This is a genomic window from Burkholderia sp. Bp9015, assembly GCF_003853505.1.
GTDB lineage: Bacteria > Pseudomonadota > Gammaproteobacteria > Burkholderiales > Burkholderiaceae > Burkholderia.
In genome coordinates, this window is record NZ_QTPZ01000021.1 from 95,768 (window position 1) to 117,420 (window position 21,653).

At 70.8% G+C, this 21,653-nt stretch carries 19 protein-coding genes; 12 read left to right on the plus strand and 7 right to left on the minus strand.

Features of this window, described 5'->3' with window-relative positions:
- Window positions 1-8: 8 nt before the first annotated feature.
- Window positions 9-2,981, plus strand: a complete 2,973-nt coding sequence (gene ligD, locus DIE12_RS22355; protein WP_124551373.1) for a DNA ligase D — start codon at window positions 9-11, stop codon at window positions 2,979-2,981.
- Window positions 2,982-2,989: 8 nt separating this feature from the next.
- On the opposite strand, the gene DIE12_RS22360 is transcribed toward ligD, so the two are convergent.
- Window positions 2,990-4,312 carry a sodium:proton antiporter gene (locus DIE12_RS22360; protein ID WP_124521721.1) on the minus strand — a complete coding sequence of 441 codons (1,323 nt, stop codon included), beginning with the start codon at window positions 4,310-4,312 and terminating at the stop codon, window positions 2,990-2,992.
- Window positions 4,313-4,354: 42 nt separating this feature from the next.
- Entirely contained in the window at window positions 4,355-4,711 is a 357-nt protein-coding gene (locus DIE12_RS22365) for a DUF3175 domain-containing protein (protein WP_124485802.1), read from the minus strand.
- 157 nt (window positions 4,712-4,868) lie between these two features.
- On the opposite strand from DIE12_RS22365, the gene DIE12_RS22370 reads away from it, so the two are divergent.
- From DIE12_RS22370 to DIE12_RS22390, 5 genes are all read left to right on the plus strand, one after another.
- The gene (locus tag DIE12_RS22370; RefSeq protein ID WP_124521821.1) at window positions 4,869-5,423 is read left to right on the plus strand and encodes a hypothetical protein; all 555 of its coding nucleotides are present in this window, start codon (window positions 4,869-4,871) and stop codon (window positions 5,421-5,423) included.
- Between the two features lie 90 nt (window positions 5,424-5,513).
- Window positions 5,514-5,879, plus strand: coding sequence for a DUF3022 domain-containing protein (locus DIE12_RS22375; protein WP_124485804.1), 366 nt, complete (start codon window positions 5,514-5,516; stop codon window positions 5,877-5,879).
- A gap of 318 nt (window positions 5,880-6,197) precedes the next feature.
- Window positions 6,198-6,746 carry a type 1 glutamine amidotransferase domain-containing protein gene (locus DIE12_RS22380; protein ID WP_124521725.1) on the plus strand — a complete coding sequence of 183 codons (549 nt, stop codon included), beginning with the start codon at window positions 6,198-6,200 and terminating at the stop codon, window positions 6,744-6,746.
- 3 nt (window positions 6,747-6,749) lie between these two features.
- The gene (locus DIE12_RS22385) at window positions 6,750-7,091 is read left to right on the plus strand and encodes a DUF1488 domain-containing protein (RefSeq protein ID WP_044843396.1); all 342 of its coding nucleotides are present in this window, start codon (window positions 6,750-6,752) and stop codon (window positions 7,089-7,091) included.
- A 270-nt stretch (window positions 7,092-7,361) separates the two neighbouring features.
- The gene (locus DIE12_RS22390; protein WP_044843397.1) at window positions 7,362-7,586 is read left to right on the plus strand and encodes a hypothetical protein; all 225 of its coding nucleotides are present in this window, start codon (window positions 7,362-7,364) and stop codon (window positions 7,584-7,586) included.
- 16 nt (window positions 7,587-7,602) lie between these two features.
- Here DIE12_RS22390 and DIE12_RS22395 read toward each other — a convergent pair whose 3' ends face one another.
- On the minus strand, window positions 7,603-8,853 hold the full coding sequence (locus DIE12_RS22395; protein WP_124521822.1) for a phosphatidylserine decarboxylase family protein: 1,251 nt from the start codon (window positions 8,851-8,853) through the stop codon (window positions 7,603-7,605).
- Between the two features lie 120 nt (window positions 8,854-8,973).
- Between DIE12_RS22395 and DIE12_RS22400 the strand changes: the two genes are divergently transcribed.
- The 6 genes from DIE12_RS22400 to arsN2 all read left to right on the plus strand — a co-directional run bounded on the left by DIE12_RS22400 (window position 8,974) and on the right by arsN2 (window position 12,498).
- The gene (locus DIE12_RS22400; RefSeq protein ID WP_124521823.1) at window positions 8,974-9,225 is read left to right on the plus strand and encodes a hypothetical protein; all 252 of its coding nucleotides are present in this window, start codon (window positions 8,974-8,976) and stop codon (window positions 9,223-9,225) included.
- Between the two features lie 71 nt (window positions 9,226-9,296).
- Window positions 9,297-9,632, plus strand: a complete 336-nt coding sequence (locus DIE12_RS22405; protein ID WP_124521825.1) for a helix-turn-helix transcriptional regulator — start codon at window positions 9,297-9,299, stop codon at window positions 9,630-9,632.
- A 22-nt stretch (window positions 9,633-9,654) separates the two neighbouring features.
- On the plus strand, window positions 9,655-10,149 hold the full coding sequence (locus DIE12_RS22410) for an arsenate reductase ArsC (RefSeq protein WP_124521826.1): 495 nt from the start codon (window positions 9,655-9,657) through the stop codon (window positions 10,147-10,149).
- Window positions 10,150-10,216: 67 nt separating this feature from the next.
- On the plus strand, window positions 10,217-11,287 hold the full coding sequence (arsB, locus tag DIE12_RS22415; protein ID WP_124521828.1) for an ACR3 family arsenite efflux transporter: 1,071 nt from the start codon (window positions 10,217-10,219) through the stop codon (window positions 11,285-11,287).
- Between the two features lie 20 nt (window positions 11,288-11,307).
- Window positions 11,308-12,030, plus strand: coding sequence for an arsenical resistance protein ArsH (arsH, locus tag DIE12_RS22420; protein WP_124521829.1), 723 nt, complete (start codon window positions 11,308-11,310; stop codon window positions 12,028-12,030).
- Window positions 12,031-12,069: 39 nt separating this feature from the next.
- Window positions 12,070-12,498: an arsenic resistance N-acetyltransferase ArsN2 gene (arsN2, locus tag DIE12_RS22425; protein WP_124521830.1), complete on the plus strand. Its 429-nt coding sequence runs from the start codon at window positions 12,070-12,072 to the stop codon at window positions 12,496-12,498.
- A gap of 72 nt (window positions 12,499-12,570) precedes the next feature.
- Here the strand turns inward: arsN2 and treY are convergent, their stop codons facing one another.
- From treY to glgX, 4 genes are read right to left on the minus strand one after another with little or no spacing between them, the layout of a single operon-like run.
- The gene (treY, locus tag DIE12_RS22430) at window positions 12,571-15,339 is read right to left on the minus strand and encodes a malto-oligosyltrehalose synthase (protein ID WP_124521832.1); all 2,769 of its coding nucleotides are present in this window, start codon (window positions 15,337-15,339) and stop codon (window positions 12,571-12,573) included.
- Window positions 15,336-17,636 (minus strand): 4-alpha-glucanotransferase, encoded by a 2,301-nt coding sequence (malQ, locus tag DIE12_RS22435; protein ID WP_124521833.1) that lies wholly within the window; start codon window positions 17,634-17,636, stop codon window positions 15,336-15,338. The genes treY and malQ overlap by 4 nt, the downstream gene beginning before the upstream one ends.
- Window positions 17,633-19,528: a malto-oligosyltrehalose trehalohydrolase gene (gene treZ, locus DIE12_RS22440; protein WP_124521834.1), complete on the minus strand. Its 1,896-nt coding sequence runs from the start codon at window positions 19,526-19,528 to the stop codon at window positions 17,633-17,635. Before treZ ends, malQ begins: the two co-directional genes overlap by 4 nt.
- Window positions 19,529-19,537: 9 nt before the next feature.
- Window positions 19,538-21,652 (minus strand): glycogen debranching protein GlgX, encoded by a 2,115-nt coding sequence (gene glgX, locus DIE12_RS22445; protein ID WP_124521835.1) that lies wholly within the window; start codon window positions 21,650-21,652, stop codon window positions 19,538-19,540.
- Between the last annotated feature and the right edge of the window lies 1 nt (window position 21,653).

Below are 21,653 nucleotides of genomic sequence, written 5' to 3' on the forward strand. Positions count from 1 at the left end.
GTGACACGATGGCCGGCAAGCTCGATCCCTATCGCCGCAAACGCCGCTTCGACGCGACGCCGGAACCCGAAGGCGCGCACGGGCGGCGGCGCGCGAAGGCGAACGCGACACCTTCCGGGCGGGCGACCCGGCGTGCCGGCCACCCGCTGCGCTTCGTGATCCAGGAGCACCACGCGCGGCGCCTGCATTACGACTTCCGGCTCGAACTCGACGGCACGCTGAAGTCGTGGGCCGTGCCGAAGGGGCCGAGCGTCGATCCGTCGGTGAAGCGCCTCGCCGTGCAGGTCGAGGATCATCCGCTCGAATACGCGTCGTTCGAAGGCGAGATTCCGGCCGGGCATTACGGCGCGGGAGCGGTCGTCGTATGGGACGAAGGCACGTGGACGCCGGACGGCGGTCTCGCGCAGGCACGCGACGGCTATCGCGCGGGCAAGCTGACGTTCCGGCTCGACGGCGAAAAGCTGCACGGCGGCTGGGCGCTCGTGCGCAGCGGACGGCAGGAGGGGCGGCAGGTGCAGTGGCTGCTGATCAAGGAGCGCGACGACGACGCGCGCAGCGAGGCCGAATTCGACGTCGTCGGCGAACTGCCGGGGAGTGTGCATGACGGGGCGGCGTCGGCGACGCGTGCGGATGCCGCGGGCCGCTCGACGCGCGCGCGCGGAGCGCAACGCGGCCGGCGCGACTCGACCGACACGCGCGCCGCAGCGCATGACGATCATGGCCGCGATGGCCGTGATTGCCGTGATGGCCGCGACAGCCGCGACAGCCGCGACAGCCGAGACAGCCGAGACAGCCGAGACAGCCGAGACAGCCGAGACAGCCGAGAAAGCCGAGAAAGCCGAGAAAGCCGCGCCCGCCGGCCCGCCGATCCGTCCGAGATCGACGGTGCGGTACGTGCGCCGCTGCCCGAGCGCGTCGCGCCGCAACTCGCGACGCTGGTCGACGGCCCGCCGACGCAGGGCGACTGGCGCTACGAACTGAAATTCGACGGCTACCGGATCCTCGCGCGCATTGCGGGCAAGGGCGCCCGCCGGCATGTGAAGCTGATGACGCGCGAAGGCCGCGACTGGACCGCGAAGCTGCGCGCGCAGCGCGACGCGCTCGCGGCGCTCGACGTCGACGACGCCTGGCTCGACGGCGAGGCCGTCGTGCTCGGCAGGAACGGTCTCCCCGACTTTCAGGCGCTGCAGAACGCGATCGGCGCCGGACATTCGGATGCGATCACGCTGTTCGTGTTCGACCTGCCTTGTCTCGACGGTTACGACTTGCGCGACGCACCGCTCACCGCGCGCCGCGCCCTGCTCGAAGCGCTGCTCGCCGACAGCGACCCCGCGCGGCTGCGCTTTTCGCCGGATCTCGGCGACGACGTCGCATCGCTGATCGCGAGCGCCTGCGATACCGGCCTCGAAGGGCTGATCGGCAAGCGCGCGGAATCGCGCTATCGCGGCGGTCGCTCGCCCGCGTGGATCAAGCTCAAATGCCGGCGCCGGCAGGAGTTCGTGATCGGCGGTTACACCGAGCCGTCGGGCAGCCGGCACGGCTTCGGCGCGCTGCTGCTCGGCGTGCACGAGCCGGCAGCGGCCGGCAAGCGGCGGCGCGGGCCTGCGCCGCTGCGCTACGTCGGCCGCGTCGGCACCGGCTTCGACACGCGGATGCTCGACCGGCTCGCACCGATCCTGCGCAAGCAGCAACGCGATACGACGCCGTTCGATCCGCCGCCGCGCGAACGCTCGCGCACGCGCGTGCACTGGATCGAGCCGACGCTCGTCGCCGAATGCGAATTCGCCGAGTGGACCGGCGACGGCATCGTGCGGCAGGCCGCGTTCATCGCGCTGCGCGAGGACAAGCCGGCGTCGCAGATCGTCCGCGAAGTGCCGAAGCAACCGGAAACGGAGGGGGTGATGGAGCGACGCCAGACCACGCATCACGAAATGCACGAACGCAAGCACGCGGCGCACACGGAGCACGTCGATCACGCGTCGCATGCCGAGCATGCCGATCACGCAGATCGCGCCGAGCACGATGCGAGCGCTCGCAAGCACCACGCACGTTCACGCCCGTCCCCCCACGCAGCACGCGACGATGCCGGTTCCGACATGCTCGGCCGCGTGCGCATCACCCATCCCGAGCGCGTGCTCGATCCGCAGAGCGGCACGCGCAAGATCGATCTCGCGCATTACTGGCAATGGGTCGCGCCGTGGCTGCTGCCGGACCTGAAGGGCCGGCCCGTGGCGCTCGTGCGCGCGCCCGGCGACATCGCGGGCGAGCTGTTCTTCCAGAAGCATGCGGAGCGCCGCGAGATCCCGTTCGTCACGCAGCACGCAGGACTCGATCCGGGCCACGGTCCGCTGCTGTCGCTCGACAGCGTCGACGCGCTGCTCGGCGCCGCGCAGATGGGCACGATCGAGCTGCATACATGGAACGCGCACGCGTCGAACATCGAGCGGCCGGACCGGATCGTGTTCGACCTCGATCCCGATCCGGCGCTGCCGTGGCGCGCGATGACCGACGCCGCGCAGCTCGTGCGCGGGCTGCTCGACGAACTGGGCCTCGCGTCGTTCTGCAAGACGAGCGGCGGCAAGGGGCTGCACGTCGTCGTGCCGATCGCGCGGCACCTGGGCTGGGACGACGCGAAGGACTTCTCGCGCGCGCTCGCGCGGCATGTCGCGGGCGCGCTGCCCGACCGTTTCACCGCGACGATGGGCGCGCGTCACCGGCGCGGCAAGATCTTCATCGACTACCTGCGCAACGGCCGCGGTGCGAGCACAATCGCCGCGTATTCGGTGCGGGCGCGGCCCGGGCTGGGCGTGTCGGTGCCGCTGCGCTGGGACGAGGTGCCAACCACCACGGGCGGCGCGCAATGGACGATCGACACGCTGCACGAGCGGCTCGACCGGCTCAAGCGCGACCCTTGGGAAGACTATGCCGGCACGCGGCAGCGGATCACCGCGCAGATGCGTGCGCGTCTCGGCATGTCGTGACGGCGCCGTCAGCGCCGACGCTGCTGCAGGCGGTGATACCAGTCCATCAGCGGCGTCGCGGACACGCCGTGCGCGATCACCGACGCCGACACGACGGCCAGCACCGGCGCCGCGAGCGGCCGCACGGCGCTCGACGGCCCGTGCTCGAGCGCGAACAGCAGGTAGTAGAACGAGCCGATCCCGCGTATCCCGAACCATGCCAGCAGCCGGCGCTGCGCCGGCGTCGCGCGCGAGCCGGCGAGCGCCGGCAGCACCGCGAGCGGCCGCACGGCGACGAACAGCCCGACGGCGAGCGCCGCCGAGCCCCACGTGAAGAGCGGCGTCGTCAGCGTGGCGAGCACGCCGCCGATCATCGTCATCACGAGCGCCTCGGCGATCCGCTCGAGCTCGATCGTGAAGTCGAGCACCGATTCGGTCATGAACGCGTGCGCCTTTTCCGGGTGCTTCTCGGTCGCGACCACGTCTTCCGAATCGACCCGGCCGATCACTTCGCGCGGCCGGCGGTCACCGCTCGCGCGATGCTCGACGCGGCGCATCGCGACGCCCGCGGCGAACGTCGCGATGAAGCCGAACGTATGCGCGAGCTGCGCGGCACCGAACGACAGCACGATCAACGCGAGCGCGAAGAAGCCTTCGAAGCCGAGTGCCTGCGCATGACGGGTGCGCAGCCAGCCGATCGCGGTGGTGGTCGCCGCGCCGAGCATGCCGCCGATCGCGGCGGCGCCCGCGATGCCCCACAGCGCGGCCAGTGCGAACGTGCCCGACAGCGGCGGCGTCCCATGCGGCGTATCGGACGCGCCGCACAGCGCGAGGCCCGCGAGCGCGAACGGCAGCGCGATGCCGTCGTTCAGCCCGCCTTCGCCGGACAGCGCGAAGCGCACCAGGTCGCGATCGCCGGGATCATGCACCTGCACGTCGTGCGCGAGCACCGGGTCGGTCGGCGCGAGGATCGCCGCGAGCAGCAGCGCGGGGCCCCAGCCGAGCCCGAGCGTCAGTACCGCGCAGCCGGCGAGCAGCGGCACCGTGACGATCATCGCGAGCAGGCCGAGCCGGCATGGCACGCGCCACAGCGGGTCGGACAGCGGCACGCGCAGCCGCAGCCCGATCGCGAACAGCGATACCAGCAGCGCGACCTCGACGATCTCGCGCAGCAGCGGCGCGTCGCGCTGGATGTCGAGATGCAGGAGCCCGGCGCCGGACGGGCCGAGCGCGACACCGAGAGCAAGATAGATCATCGCGCTGCTGCACGGCAGATGACGCAGCGCCGACGTCACGATGCCCATGCCCATCAGCACCGCGCCGATGATCAGATACCACAGCGTTTCATGCATGCGGGCAGGCCGGGCAGGTCGACGGCGAACCGGCGGTGGCCGTCACGGCTTGCGGCCGAACGCCTCGCGCAGTTTGCGCTTCGCGCGTTCGAGCGTCGCGCGGCGCGTTTTCGGCAGGTTGCGGCCCGCGCGGTTCACGTAGAAGTTCAGCATCGACATCGCCGACTGGAACGGCGTCCCCTTGCGGCGGCGGCTGTGTTCGGCCGAGCGCTTGAGCGACGCGGCGATCCTGCCCGGGTCGTCGGACTTGAAGATCTCGGGCTCGATGTCGAGCGCATCGCTTCTTTGCATGACGTCGGCGGACCAGCGCTTGCGGTGCTGCGGATCGTTGCTGCGCGCACGGCCCGGGCGGCGCGTCGCGCGTTTGCCGTGCGGATGGGAAGCGGAAGCTGAAGGCATGGCAGGGCTCTCCCTATGGAATCGGGATGGATCGCGGGTCTCGAGTGTCCGGGTGGTGCCGCAATTCGCGTGCCGCCTGTCGGTGGCGGCACGGGCCTTGCTGAATCGAAGGCGCAGGCCATTCCACTACGGCGGTTCCATTGAGGGAGAGCGCTCCATGAAGCCAGCATCCGAATCGAAATCTGCCGCGCGCCGGATCCTCGCGTGCGCGGCCGTCGCGCTCGTCGCGGCCGCACCGGCCGCATGGGCACAGAATTCGCAACGTTCCGACGAGGGCACCGGCGCGCCGATCCTGTCGCCGCCGGACACGTCGGCGCAGGGCAGCGGCGGCAACCTGTCGAACGGCAACACCGCGGCGCCGCCGCCCGCGACCCGCATGCAGGCGCCGCGCGGCACGGGTCCGCGCGGTCAACCGGACGTGCGCAGCAAGCCCGGCGGCATGACTGGCGCCGGGACCGGCAGCATGGGCGGCGGCGCGACGGGCGGCACCGGCGGCACCGGAACGGGCAGTACCGGCAGCGGTACCGGTAGCACCGGAACGGGCACCCCCGGTACGGGCAGCACCGGCACGAGCGGTGCCGGCGGCAGCGCGGGCATGGGCGGTGCCGGTGCGGCCCCGGGCGGAACCGGCGCGGGCGCCGGCACTAGCCGCTTGCCGGGGGCGACCGGCTCGGGCGGTGGCACGGGCAGCGCGGGTTCCAGCAGCTATTGACGATCTCGGCGTCGCGCCGGCGCCCCGGCGCGGCGCGCTGGCGGACACCGCGCGCGAGGCCGGCCGGTCGCCACCACGCAGGAGGACAACATGCAATCGAATTCCCGGATCTCGCTCGACGACGATGCGCTGGACGCCGACGCCGCCGAGACCGAGGGTCTCGATACGACGGTTCATGTCGACGTCGCGACCGGCAGGATCATGTTTCATGCGGCGTGGGCGCTCGCGCCCGATGCGCCGCGCGATACCGCGCGGCACGCGGTCGTGCTCGCGCTCGACTGCGACACGATGGAGCGCTATGCGGACCTCGACGAGCCCGCGCGGATGCGCGTGCACGCGATGCTGCACGACAGCGTGCAGGCCACGCTCGACGCGCTGCCCGACGTCACCGAGGACCTGACGCTGACGATCGAGCTGACCGACGCGATGCTCGACGCCGCGCGTCACCTGCAGTGAGCGCGGCGGGCCGGCACCGGCCGGCGGCGGGTACGGCCTCGCATGCAGGCCACCGGGCGGCTGCCGCCGATAGTCGCGGGTATTGCCGGCGTCACGTTACATCCCGTTGAAATCTTTGCAGGCGCGGCGCTATCCAATGGGGGCACGCATCACGCCGCGACGCGCGTGCGCGCCGCCAACCGCCGATCGCGGGTCGCGCCCCTTCAAGGCGGCACCGCGCCGGCCGCCATCCCGACGGGCGCGGCACGCCCGTTGCTGCTTCGATGGATACGGCAGGGTACGGCACACCCGGTGCCACAACACGAAAGGGAGCGATCCATGATCGGCAAGCTGGATCATTGCAAGGTAGCGATACTCGCGGTCGACGGCTTCGAGGAAGCCGAACTCGTCGAACCGCAGCGCGCGCTGAAGGCAGAGGGCGCGCAGGTCGACGTGATTTCGCAGAAGCGCGGCGAGATCCAGGGGTTCAGGCACGTCGACAAGGGCGATCGCGTGAAGGTCGACCGCACGTTCGACGATGCGCGCGAAGGCGATTACGACGCGGTCGTGCTGCCGGGCGGCGTGGTCAACGGCGACGCGATCCGGATGCTGCCGGCCGCGCGCGAATTCGTGACCGCGGCCGTCGGCGCGGGCAAGCCGATTGCCGCGATCTGTCACGGCGGCTGGCTGCTCGTGTCGTCCGGGCTGGTGGACGGCCGCACGATGACGAGCTGGCCGAGCCTGCAGGACGACATCCGCAATGCGGGCGGCAAGTGGGTCGACCAGGAGGTCGTGCGCGACGGCAACCTGATCACGAGCCGCAAGCCGGCCGACCTGCCCGCATTCAACGGCGCGCTGGTGCAGTGCCTCGCGTCGCGGGGGCCCTGAGCGATGCCAGCCGAACCCGTTCGCCACGTGACGCTGACCGACGCGCCGCCCGAGTTCGACGGCGCGGCGCTGCTGATGCGTTTCGTCGTCGAGGTCGACGGGAAGCCGCAAACCTGCACGATCACGGTCGAAGCGCTCGAGGATCATTTCGGCGCGCGCTCCGCGCTCGAAGCCGACTTGCGCGACGCGTTCGAGCGCGGCCGCGCGCGCATCGAGGCCGCTTGCGCGGACGTGCTGGTCGACGGCAAGGGCGGCGTGGAACTCCACAGCGGCTACTTCCGCGTGCGCGACAAGGCGGCGGGCAAAACCGCCCGCGCCGGGATGTTCCGTTCGCGGAAGTCGTGAGTCGTGGGGCATGCGGCGCGTGCCGCAGTGCGCCCGTCCGGTTCCATTCGCACCATTGGGCGCCATTACACGCCGTTGAAAAGTTTGCAGCGGCTCCCGAGCGCCTTGAAGTGACACATCACGCCGCGCGCCGGCCGGGCGCCGGGCCGCTCCGTCCCAGATACTGGCACACTCCCTGCATGTCTCCTCAAATCGCGGCGCACGATTCGCGCCTGCGCCGGCGCGATGCCATCGTCGTATCGCGCCAAGCCGTCAAATGGGGGAGACAACATGCTGACCGCACATGAATTTGCCGCACTATTCCTGGTCCATCGCGCGCCGGAACAGATCCAGGCCGACCGCGAAGATATCGTCGCGTTGGTGGAACAACACCTGATCGAGATGCGCGCCGACGCATCGGGCGCGAGCCGGCTCGCCCTGACGCCGGACGGGCTGTCGATCGTGCAGCGCATGCTGCGGCACGCCGGGCGCGGGTTCGGCAGTGCCGACGCGTGATGCCGAACCGCGCGGCTCAGTGCGCGATCGCGACCGGTGCGTTGACCTGTACGGCCGGCGTATCGCCGTCGAACGGCGGCGCGCACTGGAAGCGGTCGATCACGCCCGGTTCGAACAGCAGGCAGCAGGTCGAGCCGCCGTACTGGAAATAGCCGATCTCGTCGCCCTTGTCGATCCGCTGCCCCGGCACGACCTCGATCACGCACGACGACACGTCGCCCATCCCGACGAACACCGCGGCGACCGTCCCGATCCCCGGGTCGTCGCAGTCGATCGCGACCACCGCGCGCGCGGCGACGGCCGTCATGTAGCCCTGCGAGTCGTTGAGCCCGGCCGGGTCCGGGCCTTCCGCTTCCGCGACCGAGTAGTAGGTGCCGTCGACCCGGTACGCGTGCGTGACGGTGCCGCGCACCGGCGCGTGCCAGCGGTGATAGTTGTACGCGCTCAGATACGCCTGGTAGAGGTCGCCGCCGACGAAGCGCTCGGCGAGCGGCAGCCGCGCGGGCGTGAAGATGTCGCGCAGCGAATACGGCTGCCCCTTGATCCAGAACCTGTCGCGGATCTTCACGCTGGATTCGGTGTGATACGGCGCGGCCTCGCACGCGCTGACGATCACGTGCGGATCGTCCGGCGCCGCGACCGGCCGCGCACCCGCGCGAAAGCGCCGCGTGAAGAAGTCGTTCCACGAGTCGAAGCCCCAGTGCGGCTGGTCCTCGCGATACTGGAACTGCGACAGGCCGAGGCGCGTGCGCGCTGCATCGCAGAACCAGCCGTCGGGCGACGACGTATCGAGATGCGCGCGCGAATGCGGGCCGCCGAGGAAGTCGCACCACACGTTCAGCACCTGCTTCAGGTGCGCGTTGACCGCCGCGTCGCGAAACACCGCGTGGCCTGACGGCATGCACATCGGCCAGTCGAGAAACGCGTTCAGCGGGCACACCACCAGGCTCGTTTCGCTGAACGGCGGCGTGTAGGTCATCAGGTGGTCGATCACGGTCATCAGTTCGCCGATCGATGCGTAGCCGAGCATGCGGCCCGCTTCGAGCGCCTCGTCGATCGCGCGGGTGAGGCTCATGCGCAGCACCGCGTGGTCGTCGAACAGCCGCGCGAGCGCCTGCACGGCCGGCGTGCGCAGCTGTTCGCCGGCCTGCGCGCGCGCTGCGTTCGCGATGTTCGCGCGGTACCCGGCCATCTGCGATTCCTCGCGGGCCATCCATTCGCCGAGACGGTGACGCGTTGCGGGCGGCGTGCTGCGGTCGATCGGCATGGTCGGCTCCGGAAAGGGTTGCGGTACGAAACGGGGAAGCAAGGCGCTTGCCCGACAGGCGGCACCCGAATTGCTGCGCGTTTCAACGAAGGTCTCTTTCAATGAGCCGGGAGGGCACACATGAACGCAGCTTCGAATGCGCGACAGACCCAGGACGCGGCGTCGACCGACGAGCGCCGCGGTAGCGAACAGCGGACCGTCGCACCGACCCGCACGCTGGCGCGGGTGCGCGCGGCGACGTCCCGCGACGGCACGCGGCGAAACGAACGCAGCAGCGGGAACGGGCCGGTGGCGCCGAGTCGCAGGGAAGGGGCGGGCGAGCCGCAGTGGGAGGATGACGGCGGCGCGATGCCGCCCGAAGAATGGTCGTGACGGTGTGACGCGCGGCGGCGGGACGCGATACGTTACTGCCATTGTTTCCATATTTCGAGTATTATCGAAACATGGAAACGAACCAGACCATCGCCGCCCTGGCGGCACTCGCGCATGAGTCGCGCCTCGCCGTCTTCCGCGCGCTCGTGCAGGCCGGCCCGTCGGGCTTGCCGGCCGGGCAAATCGCGACGCTGCTCGACGTGCCGCCGTCGTCGCTGTCGTTTCATCTGAAGGAACTGGCCCATGCGCAGCTCGTCACGAGCCGCCAGGAAGGCCGCTTCGTGTTCTATTGCGCGAACTTTGCGACGATGAACGGGCTGATCGGCTACCTCACCGAGAACTGTTGCGGCGGCAATCCGTGCACGCCGGTGTCTGCCTGTTCGACGTCCTGCTCCGGCCAGACCTGAGTACGCATACACCCGCCCCCCCATGACCACCAACGTCCTTATTCTCTGTACCCACAACTCCGCGCGCAGCGTGCTCGCGGAGGGGATGCTCAACCACTGGGCCCGGAAACTCGGCCGCGACGTGCGCGCCTACAGCGCCGGCAGCGCGCCGAGCGGCCGGCTCAATCCGTTCGCGCTGGATGCGCTCACGCGCGCCGGTGTCGACGTCACCGGATACCGCAGCAAGAGCTGGGACGAATTCGTCGGCGAAGGCGCGCCGCGCCTGCGCGTCGTCATCACGGTATGCGACAGCGCGGCCGCGGAGGCCTGCCCGTACTGGCCCGGCAGCCCGGTGAACGTGCATTGGGGCTACGCCGATCCGTCGAACGCCGAGGGCGGCGATGCCGGCAAGCGGCTCGCGTTCGAACTGACGCGCGAGGCGCTCGGCTACCGGATGCTGCAACTGCTGGCGCTGCCGCTCGAGCGCATGAGCGATGCCGAACTGCAGGCGGCGTTGACCGCCATCTCGCGAAACTGAGCGCTCGCACGGCGGCGCGCGTGAACCGGCGTGCCGCGTGCGTTGCTCCCGCACGGAATCCTCTTCGATGAACACGTCCAACGCGATCCCGCCTCGCCACGCCATTGCGAAGCCCGCGATCAATTTCTTCGAACGCTACCTGACGCTCTGGGTCGCGCTGTGCATCGTCGCCGGCATCGCGCTCGGCCAGATGCTGCCCGGCGTGTTCCAGCAGATCGGCCGCATGGAGTACGCGCAGGTCAACCTGCCGGTCGGGCTGCTGATCTGGGTGATGATCATCCCGATGCTGGTCAAGGTCGACTTCGGGGCGTTGCATGAAGTGCGTCAGCACGTCAAAGGGATCGGCGTCACGCTCAGCGTGAACTGGCTGGTCAAGCCGTTCTCGATGGCGTTTCTCGGCTGGCTGTTCATCCGGCATCTGTTCGCGCCGATGCTGCCGGCGGGCCAGCTCGACAGCTACATCGCCGGTTTGATCCTGCTGGCCGCCGCGCCGTGCACGGCGATGGTGTTCGTGTGGAGCCGGCTGACCGGCGGCGATCCGCTGTTCACGCTGTCGCAGGTCGCGCTGAACGACAGCATCATGGTGATCGCGTTCGCGCCGCTGGTCGGGCTGCTGCTGGGGATGTCCGCGATTACCGTGCCGTGGGCGACGCTGCTCACGTCGGTCGTGCTCTACATCGTGATTCCGGTGATCCTCGCGCAGATCTGGCGCAAGGTATTGCTCTCGAAGGGACAGGCGGCATTCGATGCAGCAATGGCGAAGATCGGCCCGTGGTCGATCGCCGCGCTGCTGGCCACGCTCGTACTGCTGTTCGCGTTCCAGGGCGAAGCGATCCTGAGGCAGCCGCTGGTGATCGCGCTGCTCGCGGTGCCGATCCTGATCCAGGTGTTCTTCAACGCCGCGCTCGCATACTGGCTCAATCGCGCCGTGGGCGAGAAGCACAACATTGCATGCCCGTCGGCGCTGATCGGCGCGTCCAACTTCTTCGAGCTGGCCGTCGCGGCCGCGATCAGCCTGTTCGGTTTCCACTCCGGCGCGGCGCTCGCGACCGTCGTCGGCGTGCTGATCGAGGTGCCGGTCATGCTGCTGGTGGTGCGCGTCGTGAACCGGTCGAAGGGCTGGTACGAGCGCACTTGAGCCAACCACGGAAGCCATTCATGACCGACCGACTGACCGACCTGCCGCAACTCGACGCCGAACTCTTCCGCGTACCGGACGCGAGCCGCTTGCGGCCGGCGTCGCCGTCCGGCCATCCGCCGCGTTTCCTGCTGCTGTACGGCTCGCTGCGCGAGCGTTCGTTCAGTCGCCTGCTGGTCGAGGAGGCCGAGCGCCTGCTCACGGCGATGGGCGCCGAGGTGCGCGTGTTCAATCCGAGCGGCCTGCCGCTGCCCGACGATGCGCCCGAAAGTCACCCGAAGGTGGTCGAATTGCGCGAGCTGGTGATGTGGTCGGAGGGGATGGTCTGGTGCTCGCCGGAACGACACGGCGCGATGACCGGCATCATGAAGTCGCAGATCGACTGGATTCCGCTGTCGGTCGGCGCGGTGCGGCCGACGCAGGGCAAGACGCTCGCGGTGATGCAGGTCAGCGGCGGATCGCAGTCGTTCAATGCGGTGAACCAGATGCGCGTGCTCGGACGCTGGATGCGCATGCTGACGATCCCGAACCAGTCGTCGGTGGCCAAGGCGTTCATGGAATTCGACGAAGCGGGGCGGATGAAGCCGTCGGCCTATTTCGATCGCGTCGTCGACGTGATGGAGGAACTGGTGAAGTTCACGCTGCTGACGCGCGACATCGGCCCGTATCTGGTCGACCGGTACAGCGAACGGAAGGAAAGCGCGGAGGCGTTGTCGAAGCGGGTGAATCAGCGGGGGATTTGAACCGTACGGGTACCGCTCATCCAATCGGGAATCGATGTCATGCAACTTCGTTCTGCAGCGTTATCCGACCTGGCCGCGATCGAGGCATTGCTTCGCGCGTCGAACCTGCCGACTGCGGGTGTCGCGGAGCATCTGGAAAACTTCATCGTGCTCGCCGATCCGCCCGCGTTGACCGGATGCGGTGGTATGGAATACCACGGAGACTTCGCGCTGATCCGGTCGATCGCCGTCGCACCGCGCGCGCAAGGGAGCGGCGTCGGCCGCGCGATCGTTGCGCGGCTGATCGCGACGTGCCGCGCACGCTCGGTCCATGCGATCGGGTTGCTGACGACGACCGCGGAGGACTATTTCGACGGTTTTGGTTTCGTGCGCGTCGCCCGCGAGGATGTACCGCGCCCGTTGCTGGCGTCCAGCCAGTTTCAAGGCGTGTGTCCGGACGCTGCCACTGCCATGTTGTTGGCGTGTTGAGCGGAAATGCTGGAACGCGGTGAGATGGTTTGCCTCGGGGCGCCGACCGTCTTTGCACAAATCCGATTACCGCTACCGGCTCATCGTATCGGCTGCCACCAGCGCCGCGACCGGCAACGCGGCAAGACAGCGATCGAGCCGCAGCATGCCGTCCGGCGCCTCGATTTCGCTCCCGTCGTTCAGCCAGTCGATCCACCGCTCGCTCGTGCCGCGCGGCAACACGATCGCGGTATCGCCCCATTCCTGAGGCGCGATGCGCGGCAACTCCGGCACTTCGCCGAGCAACCGGCACGCGAGCCGCGTCACGACGACCACGACCGTCGCCGTCGCGTCGCAGCGCGCGAACGCGAGCGCATGCCGCCCGAGCCTGCCGCGCACGCGCAGCGGCACATACGCACCATCCGAGAACGTTGCCGGCCGGCGGGCGCGCAGCGCGAGCATCCGCTCGACGAGCGCGCGCTTCACGCGTGCGTCGGGCCAATCCCGCAGGTACGCGGCGACCGGTTCGTCGACCCGCTCGGCCGCGAGCTGCGCGAACGGCACGTCGCGCCGGTTGTCCGGATCGACGAGCGAGTGATCCCATGACTCGGTACCTTGATACAGATCGGGCACACCCGGCGACGCCATCCGCAGCGCCGCCTGCGCGAGGCTGTTGACGACACCGGCCGGCGCGATCCGCGCGACGAACCCATGCAGCCGGTGCACGAAATCGCCCGCGCCATGCGGCGTCAGGATCGCGCGGACGAACCGTTCGCAATCGCGCTCGTAGTCCGCGTCGGGTGCGAGCCAGTCCGTATGCTGTTTCGCTTCGCGCAGCGCCTTCGTCTGCCAGCGCACCACGCGCCCGGCAAGCGCAGCCAGCCCGGCCGCATCGTCGGGCGCGAGCGCCGGCGGCCAGCAGCCGACGAGCGTCTGGTACAGCAGCGCTTCCGCAGCCGGCCCCGGCGCCCACACGAGATCGCGATGCGCGCCGCCGCGCCGCGGCTGGTTCAGCGCGGACCAGTCGAGCGACACCGCACGCCACAGGTCCGGCACTTCACTGAGCACCGCGAGCCGCGCGCGCGCATCTTCGCCGCGCTTGTGATCGTGGGTCGCGGTCGCGACGAGCGTATGCGGAACGGTGCGCGCGCGACGGCGGTTGCGCGCATGGAACGCCCCGCGCGACAGGCTGAAATCGCCCGCATCGGCACCGACCTCGTTGCGCGACAGCAGCCGGCCGTAGCGATAGTTGGCGGTATCCTCGACGCCCTTCGCGGCGAGCGGCGCGGTGAGCTGCGCGAACGCGACGCGCGCCGCGTGCAGCGCCGCGGCATCCGCGCGCGGCGCGCGCAGGCCCGGCAGCCCGAGCCAGCCGGCGACGCGATCGAGCGCGTAGCGGTCGGACGGATCGATCGTCGCGCACGCCGCGTCGTACGCGTGCGCCAGCACGCGACGATCGGCGCCGGTCGGCTCGTTGCCGGGTGTCGGGTACATCCGGTACACGGGAAGGTGCACCGCGAGTTCGCCCAGCACGCGATGAATCGCGATCCGGCTGAGGTCGCGCGTCGCGGGTGCCGCGCGCGCAATGCGGTGCAACGCCCGCGCGACACGTTCGTGCTCGCCGGCGAGCTGCCGCTTCAGCACGCGCCGCTTGCCGGCCACCGCCTCCTGCGCGAACGACCGCGCCGATCCCGACACGGCCGCCCAGTGCGCGGCGAGCGGCGCCGCGCCGGCCGGATCGTGCAGCAGCGCGGCGACGTCGTTCATGAAGTCGTAGCCGGTCGTGCCGTCGACGCGCCAGTCTTCACGCAGCGTCTCGCCCGGCGCGAGGATCTTCTCGACGACGAGATACGGCCGCTCGTCGCGCTGCGCGGCGAGCCGCGCATGCAGGCGGCGGCAGTACGCGCCCGGGTCGGCGAGGCCGTCGACGTGATCGACACGCAGGCCGTCGAGGCAGCCGGCCGCATGAAGCGCCAGCGGCAGCGCGTGCACCGCGTCGAACACCGCTTCGTCTTCGACGCGGACGGCCGCGAGGGTCGCGATGTCGAAGAAGCGTCGCCAGTTCAGCTCGTCGGCGGCCGTGCGCCACCACGCGAGCCGGTAGTGCTGGCGTTCGAGCAATCGATGCAGGCACGCGCGCGAGCGTGCGCGGCGCGGATCGGCGCCGCGCAGTATCGCGTCGAACGCATGCGGGCCCTGTGCGGCGGCGTATTCGCGCAGTGCCGTGTGCGCGTCCGCGAGGCGCGTGCTGCCGCGCACCGGCGCGGCGACGAACCGTTCGGCGAGCGCGTTCAGGTCCGCACGGTTGGCGATGCGCAGGATCTCGGCGTAGGTCGCGGCGGCGACCGGCAGCGTCCTGCCCGGGCATGCGATGAAGAAACGCCCGCTGGACGGCTCGGCGCCGAGCGCGACGTCGCCGGCGGCGAGCGCGTCGCCGTAGGGCGCGCCGAGGCAGGGCAGCAGCACCTTGTCGTGGAGCGTCGCGTCAGGCGGATGCCAGTCGATGTCGAAGTACCGCGCGTACGGGCTCGCCGGCCCCCATTCGAGCACGTCGTTCCACCAGCCGTTCGATGCGCCGCCGACGCCCATGTGGTTCGGCACGATGTCGGCGATCACGCCGAGGCCGCGCGCGTGCAACGCGTCGACGAGGCGGCGGAAGCCGGCTGCGCCGCCGAGTTCCGCGCTGATCGTGTGATGGTCGACGGTGTCGTAGCCGTGCAGCGAACCGGGCTCGGCCGTCGTGATCGGCGACAGGTACAGGTGGCTCACGCCGAGCCGCGCGAAATAGTCGGTGTGCGCGGCCGCGTCGTCGAACGTGAAGCCGGCGTGCAGTTGCAGTCGCAGGGTCGCGCGCGGAATCATACGTCCTGCTCCCGGGCGCGGCGTGCGCGCTCGAGCGCCGCGATGCGTCTGCGTACGTCGGCGTCGAACAGCGCGTCGACCGCGCGCGGCAGCCGGCGCAGCCAGTTCGGATGGCCGCGCGGCGGGCCGGGGAGATTCGGTTGGGCGTCCAGTGCGAGCAGATCCTCGAGCGGCACGATCGCGAGCGGCGACGGGCTGCGCGCGACATACGCGAGGACTGCATCGACGGGTGGCGTGCCGGCAGGCGGTACCGGATCGCCGGGCGGCGCGCAGCCCGCTTGCTGCAACGCGCGCCATAGTGCCGCGCGCTCGGTCGCGCGTTCGGCCCGGGCCGCAGTGAGGGCGAGGTCGGGGGCGGGCGGCGGCGTGTCGCGCGGTTGGGGTACGCCGTGACCGACATCCTTGGCGGGGTGCTCGTCACGCAAAGCAGGTTTGTTTCGTTCGTAACGTCCCGCTCCGTGTGCGGCCGCGGCGCGACCGATGTCGTCACCGACATTACGCGCGCTCGCGGTGCGTTGCGTTTGGCCGCTCCCGTCGTCGGTGCGTGCATCCTCGGAGGCATCTGCATCTGCATCACCTAACCCCCGCCGCCACTCGAGATCGACACCACGCCACCAACCCGCCACGGTCGGCAGATCGTGCGTCGACGTCATCGCGATCGTGTCGCGATCCCACGCCGATGGCGGCCGAAACGCGCCATCCGCCTCACGCTCGAACCACAGCACGCGCATTCCCGCGATCCCCCGCGCGCCGAGGCGCTCGCGAAACCCGGCCGGTACCGTGCCGAGATCCTCGCCGATCGCGACCGCGCGATGCCGTGCCGCCTCCAGCGCGACCAGCCGCACGAGATCGTCGAGCGGATAGTGCAAGTACGCGCCGTCGCGCGGCGAGCCGCCGTCCGGCACGATCCACATCCGCGCGAAGCCGAGCACGTGGTCGATACGAACCCCGCCCGCCTGCGCGAAGGCCGCGCGCAACAGGTCGACGAACGGCGCGAAGCCGGTCGCGCGCAGCGCGGCGGGCGTCCACGTCGTCACGCCCCAGGCCTGGCCGTCCGCATTGAACAGGTCGGGCGGCGCGCCGACCGACACGCCGCGTAGCAGCGTCGTGCCGTGCGCCCATGCGTCGCTGCCGGCGCGATCGGAGCCGACCGCGAGATCGGCGATCAGCCCGATCGCCATCCCGGCCTCGCACGCCGCATGCTGTGCGTTGCCGAGTGCGTCCGACGCGCACCATTGCAGGAACGCATGGAACGCGATCGTCTCGGCATGCGCGTGTGCGAAGGCGTCGACCTCGGCCGAGTCCGGCATGCGCCACGGCGCGGGCCATTGCCGCCAGTCCGCGCCGATCCCGTGTTCGATGCAGAACGCCTGCAGCGCGTCGAAGCGCGCGTGTGCGTCGAGCGCCGCGCCGCCTGCCGCACGGAATTGCTCGAACGCGTCGCGCAACGGCCCGCCGTTCGCGCGCCACGCATCGAAGCACGCGCGCAAGCGGCGCAGCTTCAGCGGCAGCACGTGCGGCCAGTCGATCAGCGGCGTATCGGGCGCGGGAGCGCCATGTGCCGCCGCGCCGTGCATCCGCTGCACGATATCGGCGCCCGGCACCGCGTCGCAGTCGAGATACGCGACGTTGTGCCAGCGCCGCGACGACGGCGAATACGGGCTGTCGTGCTCGGGCAGTGCCGGATAGCCGGCATGCGTCGGGCTGATCGCGACCGCGTGCGCGCCGTGCCGCGCCGCGTGCGCGGCGAGACCGGCGAGCGCGGTGTAGTCGCCCGCGCCGTCGTCGCCCGTGCGGCGCAGGCTGTACAACTGGGCGGCGATGCCCCAGCTGCGCTGCGCACCTGCCACGCCGTCGTCGGCAGTGAACGGCCGCATACGCGGCGGCGCGATGGCGAGCCCGATGCGTTGCTCGCCGATCTCGAGCGCGTGATAGCCGGGCACCGCGAGCGGCGGCAGTGCGCCGGATTCGCCCGCGTCGGCCACGCGCGCGTCGACGTGCTCGCCCGTTTCGAGCGCGATCCGCAAGCGCGCGCCCGGCGGCGCGACGCTGCGCGGGAGCGTCAGCGGCACGCCGGCGTCGCCGGTGACGACCTGCGGCGTTGCGTCCCGGTCATCGGTCAGCGCGGCCGCGCTGTCGACCCGCTCGATCGGCGTGCCGCATGGCCAGCCGAGCGCATCGACGAGCGCGACGAGCGCGTCGTCGCCCACCCGCCGCGCGACGCCGCCCGCGTCGATCCAGTCGGGCGCCAGCCCCGCCGCACGCGCGAGGTCTGCGATCGGCACGTCGGTCGTCATTGTCGTGTGTGCCCGTTCGTGCGGTGATGGAGCGCATCGCGGTTGACCGCACCGTCGCGCCATGCGATGCAGGTGCGCGCGGGCAGCCGCCGCTCGGCCAGACGGTCGCGCGCGCGCGGCGGCGTCTCGAACACGATCTTGCCGACCGGCAGCATCGGCAGCAGCGCGTCGCGCGAGCCGGGATTGAATGCGAGCGTGAGCGTGCTGCCGTCGCCGAGCCGCCAGCGCGCGACGAGCGCCTCCGCGTTGCCGTCGCCGTCGCGGTTGCCGATGCCGCTGCCGGCGGCGCACAGCAGCTCGACGCCGAGCGCGCGGGCGCCCGGCAGGTGCGGCGTCACGAGCGCCGCGCGCACGGCCAGCGCGCTGCGGTAGAAGCGCCGCCACGCTTCGGCGTCGGGCCATGCGTCGTCACCGGCATGACCGGGCGACGAGCGCACGAACGTGCCGATGTCGTTCGGATCGGGAATCGCGTCGCGATGCGCGGGATCGGCGAACGCGGAAAACGCGGCGAACTCGCGGCGCCGGCCTTCGCGCACCGCGTCGGCGAGCGCGCCGCGATAGTCGGTGAAGAACTGGAACGGCTGCGTGCTGCCGACTTCCTCGCCCATGAACAGCAGCGGCACCTGCGGCGCGAGCAGCATCAGGGCGGTCGCCGCGCGCACCGCGTCGTCGTTCGCGAGCGCGCGCAGCCGCTCGCCGAAGGCGCGGTTGCCGATCTGGTCGTGGTTCTGCAGGAACGTGACGAACGCGGTCGGCGGCAGGTGCGCGCTCGGCTCGCCGCGCGGCGCGCCGTCGTGCAGCGGCGACGGCTCGCCCTGGTACGCGAACCCTTCGCCGAGCGTGCGCGCGAGATGGCGCAGCGGCGCATCGGCGTACGCGCGGTAGTAGCCTTCGCGCTCGCCGGTGAGCAGCACGTGCGCGCTGTTGTGGAAGTCGTCGTTCCACTGCGCGTCGAAACCGCCGGGGCCGAGCAGGCTCGCCAGATTGCGCTCGTCCTCGAGCACCAGATGCACATGGCGCGCGTCGCCCGCATACGCGCGCACGCGGCGGGCGAGCTCGCGCAGCCATGCATCGTCGTCGATCGCATGCGCGGCGTCGATGCGCAGGCCGTCGAAGCGGAATTCGTCGAGCCAGTACAGCGCGTTGTCGATGAAGAACGCGCTCGTCTGCGCACACGAGAAGTCGATCGCGGGCCCCCAGGCGGTCTGCCGGTCCGCGCGGAAAAATCCCGGTGCATAGCGCGGCAGCAGGTTGCCTTCGGGACCGAAGTGGTTGTAGACGACGTCGAGCAGCACCTGCAGCCCGAGCCCGTGCGCGGCGTCGACGAGTGCCTTCAGTTCCTCGGGCCGTCCGTACGACGCAGCGGGCGCGAACGGCAGCACGCCGTCGTAGCCCCAGTTGCGCGCGCCCGGGAACGCGTTGACGGGCATCAGCTCGATCGCGGTCACGCCGAGCGCGGCAAGCTCGGCCAGGCGCCGCTCGACGTTCGCATAGCCGCCGCATGCGCCGACGTGCAGTTCGTACAGCACCGTCTCGTGCCACGGCCGCCCGCGCCACGCGTCGTTGCGCCAGCGGTACGCGGCCGGGTCGACGACCTGGCTCGGGCCGTGCACGTCATGCGGCTGGAAGCGCGATGCGGGATCGGGTGCCACGAGACCGTCGTCGAGCAGGAAGCGGTACAGCGTGCCGGGACCGCACGGCGCGACGACCTCGAACCAGCCGTCCCCGGCCGGCAGCATCGCGACGCGCCGTTCGCCGTGCAGTTCGACCGCGGCCGTGCGGCTCGCGGGCGCCCACAACCGGAAGCGCGTGTGTTCCGTGTCGAGGCAGGTCGCGCCGAACGACGACGCGAATGCGTGCGTGCCGGGCGGATGGGCGGTGCGTGACGTCATGGCGGCTCCTCACGAGGACGGGGCGGGTGGCACGGCCGCGACGGCGATCACGGCCGCGTGCGCGGCGACGTCGCGGCCGGCGTCGGGCCAGCCGCGCGGGCCGGCGTCGGGCGTCGCGGTGTCGAGCAGCACGCGATAGTCGAGCACGGGTGCGGGCGGCTTGAACGTGACGACGTGGGTCGACGCATTCAGCATCACGAGCAACGCCTCGGTGCGCCCGGTGCGGCCGGTGCCGACGCGCCGCATCGTCAGCGCGCGGCGTTCGCCGTCCTCCCACGCGGGCACGCTCAGCGGGTCGCCGCGCTCGTCGAACCAGTCGATCTCGTGCATGCCCGGCGCACCGTCGCGGTCGCCGGACGGATAGCGCGGCGCCGACATCACCGGGTACATGCGGCGCAATGCGGCGAGCCGCGACACGAAGCGCGTCATCTGCGCGCCTTCGTCGCTGCGCGCGAGATCCCAGTCGAGCCAGGACAGTTCGTTGTCCTGGCAATATGCGTTGTTGTTGCCGTGCTGCGTCCTGCCGAATTCGTCGCCGGCCACGATCATCGGCGTGCCGAGCGCGGTAAACAGCGTGGCGAGCATCGAGCGGGCGACCCGCGCGCGCAGGTCGCGGATCGACGCGTCGTCGGTGGCGCCTTCGACGCCCCAGTTCGCGCTGCAGTTGTCGCCGTGGCCGTCGTGGTTGTCCTCGCCGTTCGCTTCGTTGTGCTTTTCCGCATACGACACGAGATCGGCGAGCGTGAAGCCGTCGTGCGCGGTGATGAAGTTGACCGACGCCCACGTGCGGCGCCGGTGATGATTGAACAGGTCGGCCGAGCCCGCGAGCCGCGCGGCGAGTTCCGGGCGCTGCCCGGCGTCGCCGCGCCAGAAGCGCCGTACGGTGTCGCGAAAGCGGTCGTTCCATTCGGCGAAGCCGGGCGGGTGGCGGCCCAACTGATAGCCGCCGGGGCCGAGATCCCACGGCTCGGTGATCAGCTTGCGCTGCGCGAGCAGCGGGTCCTGCCGCAGCGCGTCGAAGAAACCCGCGCCCGGCTCGAAGCCGTGATCCTCGCGGCCGAGCGTCACGCCGAGATCGAAGCGAAAGCCGTCGACGTTGAATGCGCTCGCCCAGTAGCGCAGCGAATCCATCACCATCTGCACGACGCGCGGATGCGACAGGTTCAGCGTGTTGCCGCAACCGGTCTCGTCGACGTGGTAGCGCGGGTCGTCCGGCCGCAGCCGGTAGTAGCTCGCGTTGTCGAGGCCGCGCCACGACAGCGTCGGGCCGAGCTCGTTGCCCTCGCACGTGTGGTTGTAGACGACGTCGAGCACGACTTCGATGCCGGCCGCGTGCAGCTGCCGGATCGCGATGCGCATCTCGTCGAGCCGCCGCGTCGACAGGTAGGCCGGCTCCGGCGCGAAGAACGCGGCCGTGTCGTAGCCCCAGTAGTTGCGCAGCCCGCGGTTCACGAGCGCGCGCTGCTGCAGGAACGCGTGCACCGGCAGCAGCTCGACCGTCGTCACGCCGATCGACAGCAGGTGATCGATGAACGCCGGATGCGCGAGCGACGCGAACGTGCCGCGCTCCGGCGCGCGCAACCCGGCGCGGCGCATCGACGCGCCGCGCACGTGGGTCTCGTAGATCACGGTGCTGCGCCACGGCACGTCGGGGCGCCGGTCCATGCTCCAGTCGAACGCCTCGTCGACCACCACGGCCTTCGGCATCGCGGGCGCCGAGTCGCGGCGATCCATCGACAGGTCCGCGCGGTTCGAATGCACGCGATAGCCGAACAGCGCGTCGGACCAGCGAAAGTGGCCGACCAGCTTGCGCGCGTACGGGTCGAGCAGCAGCTTGGTCGGATTGAAGCGATGGCCGTGCTGCGGCTGGTACGGGCCGTCCGCGCGAAAGCCGTACACGGTGCCCGGATGCGCGTTCGGCAGGTAGCCGTGCCATACCTCGTCGGTGCATTCGGGCAGGTCGAGGCGCGCGAGCTCCTTGCGGCCGGTCGGATCGAACACGCACAGCTGGATACGCTGCGCATGCGCGGAAAACACCGCGAAGTTGGTGCCGAGGCCGTCCCAGGCCGCGCCGAGCGGATGGCAGCGGCCGGGTTCGAGACGGGTGGGCAGGGCGGTCGGCATG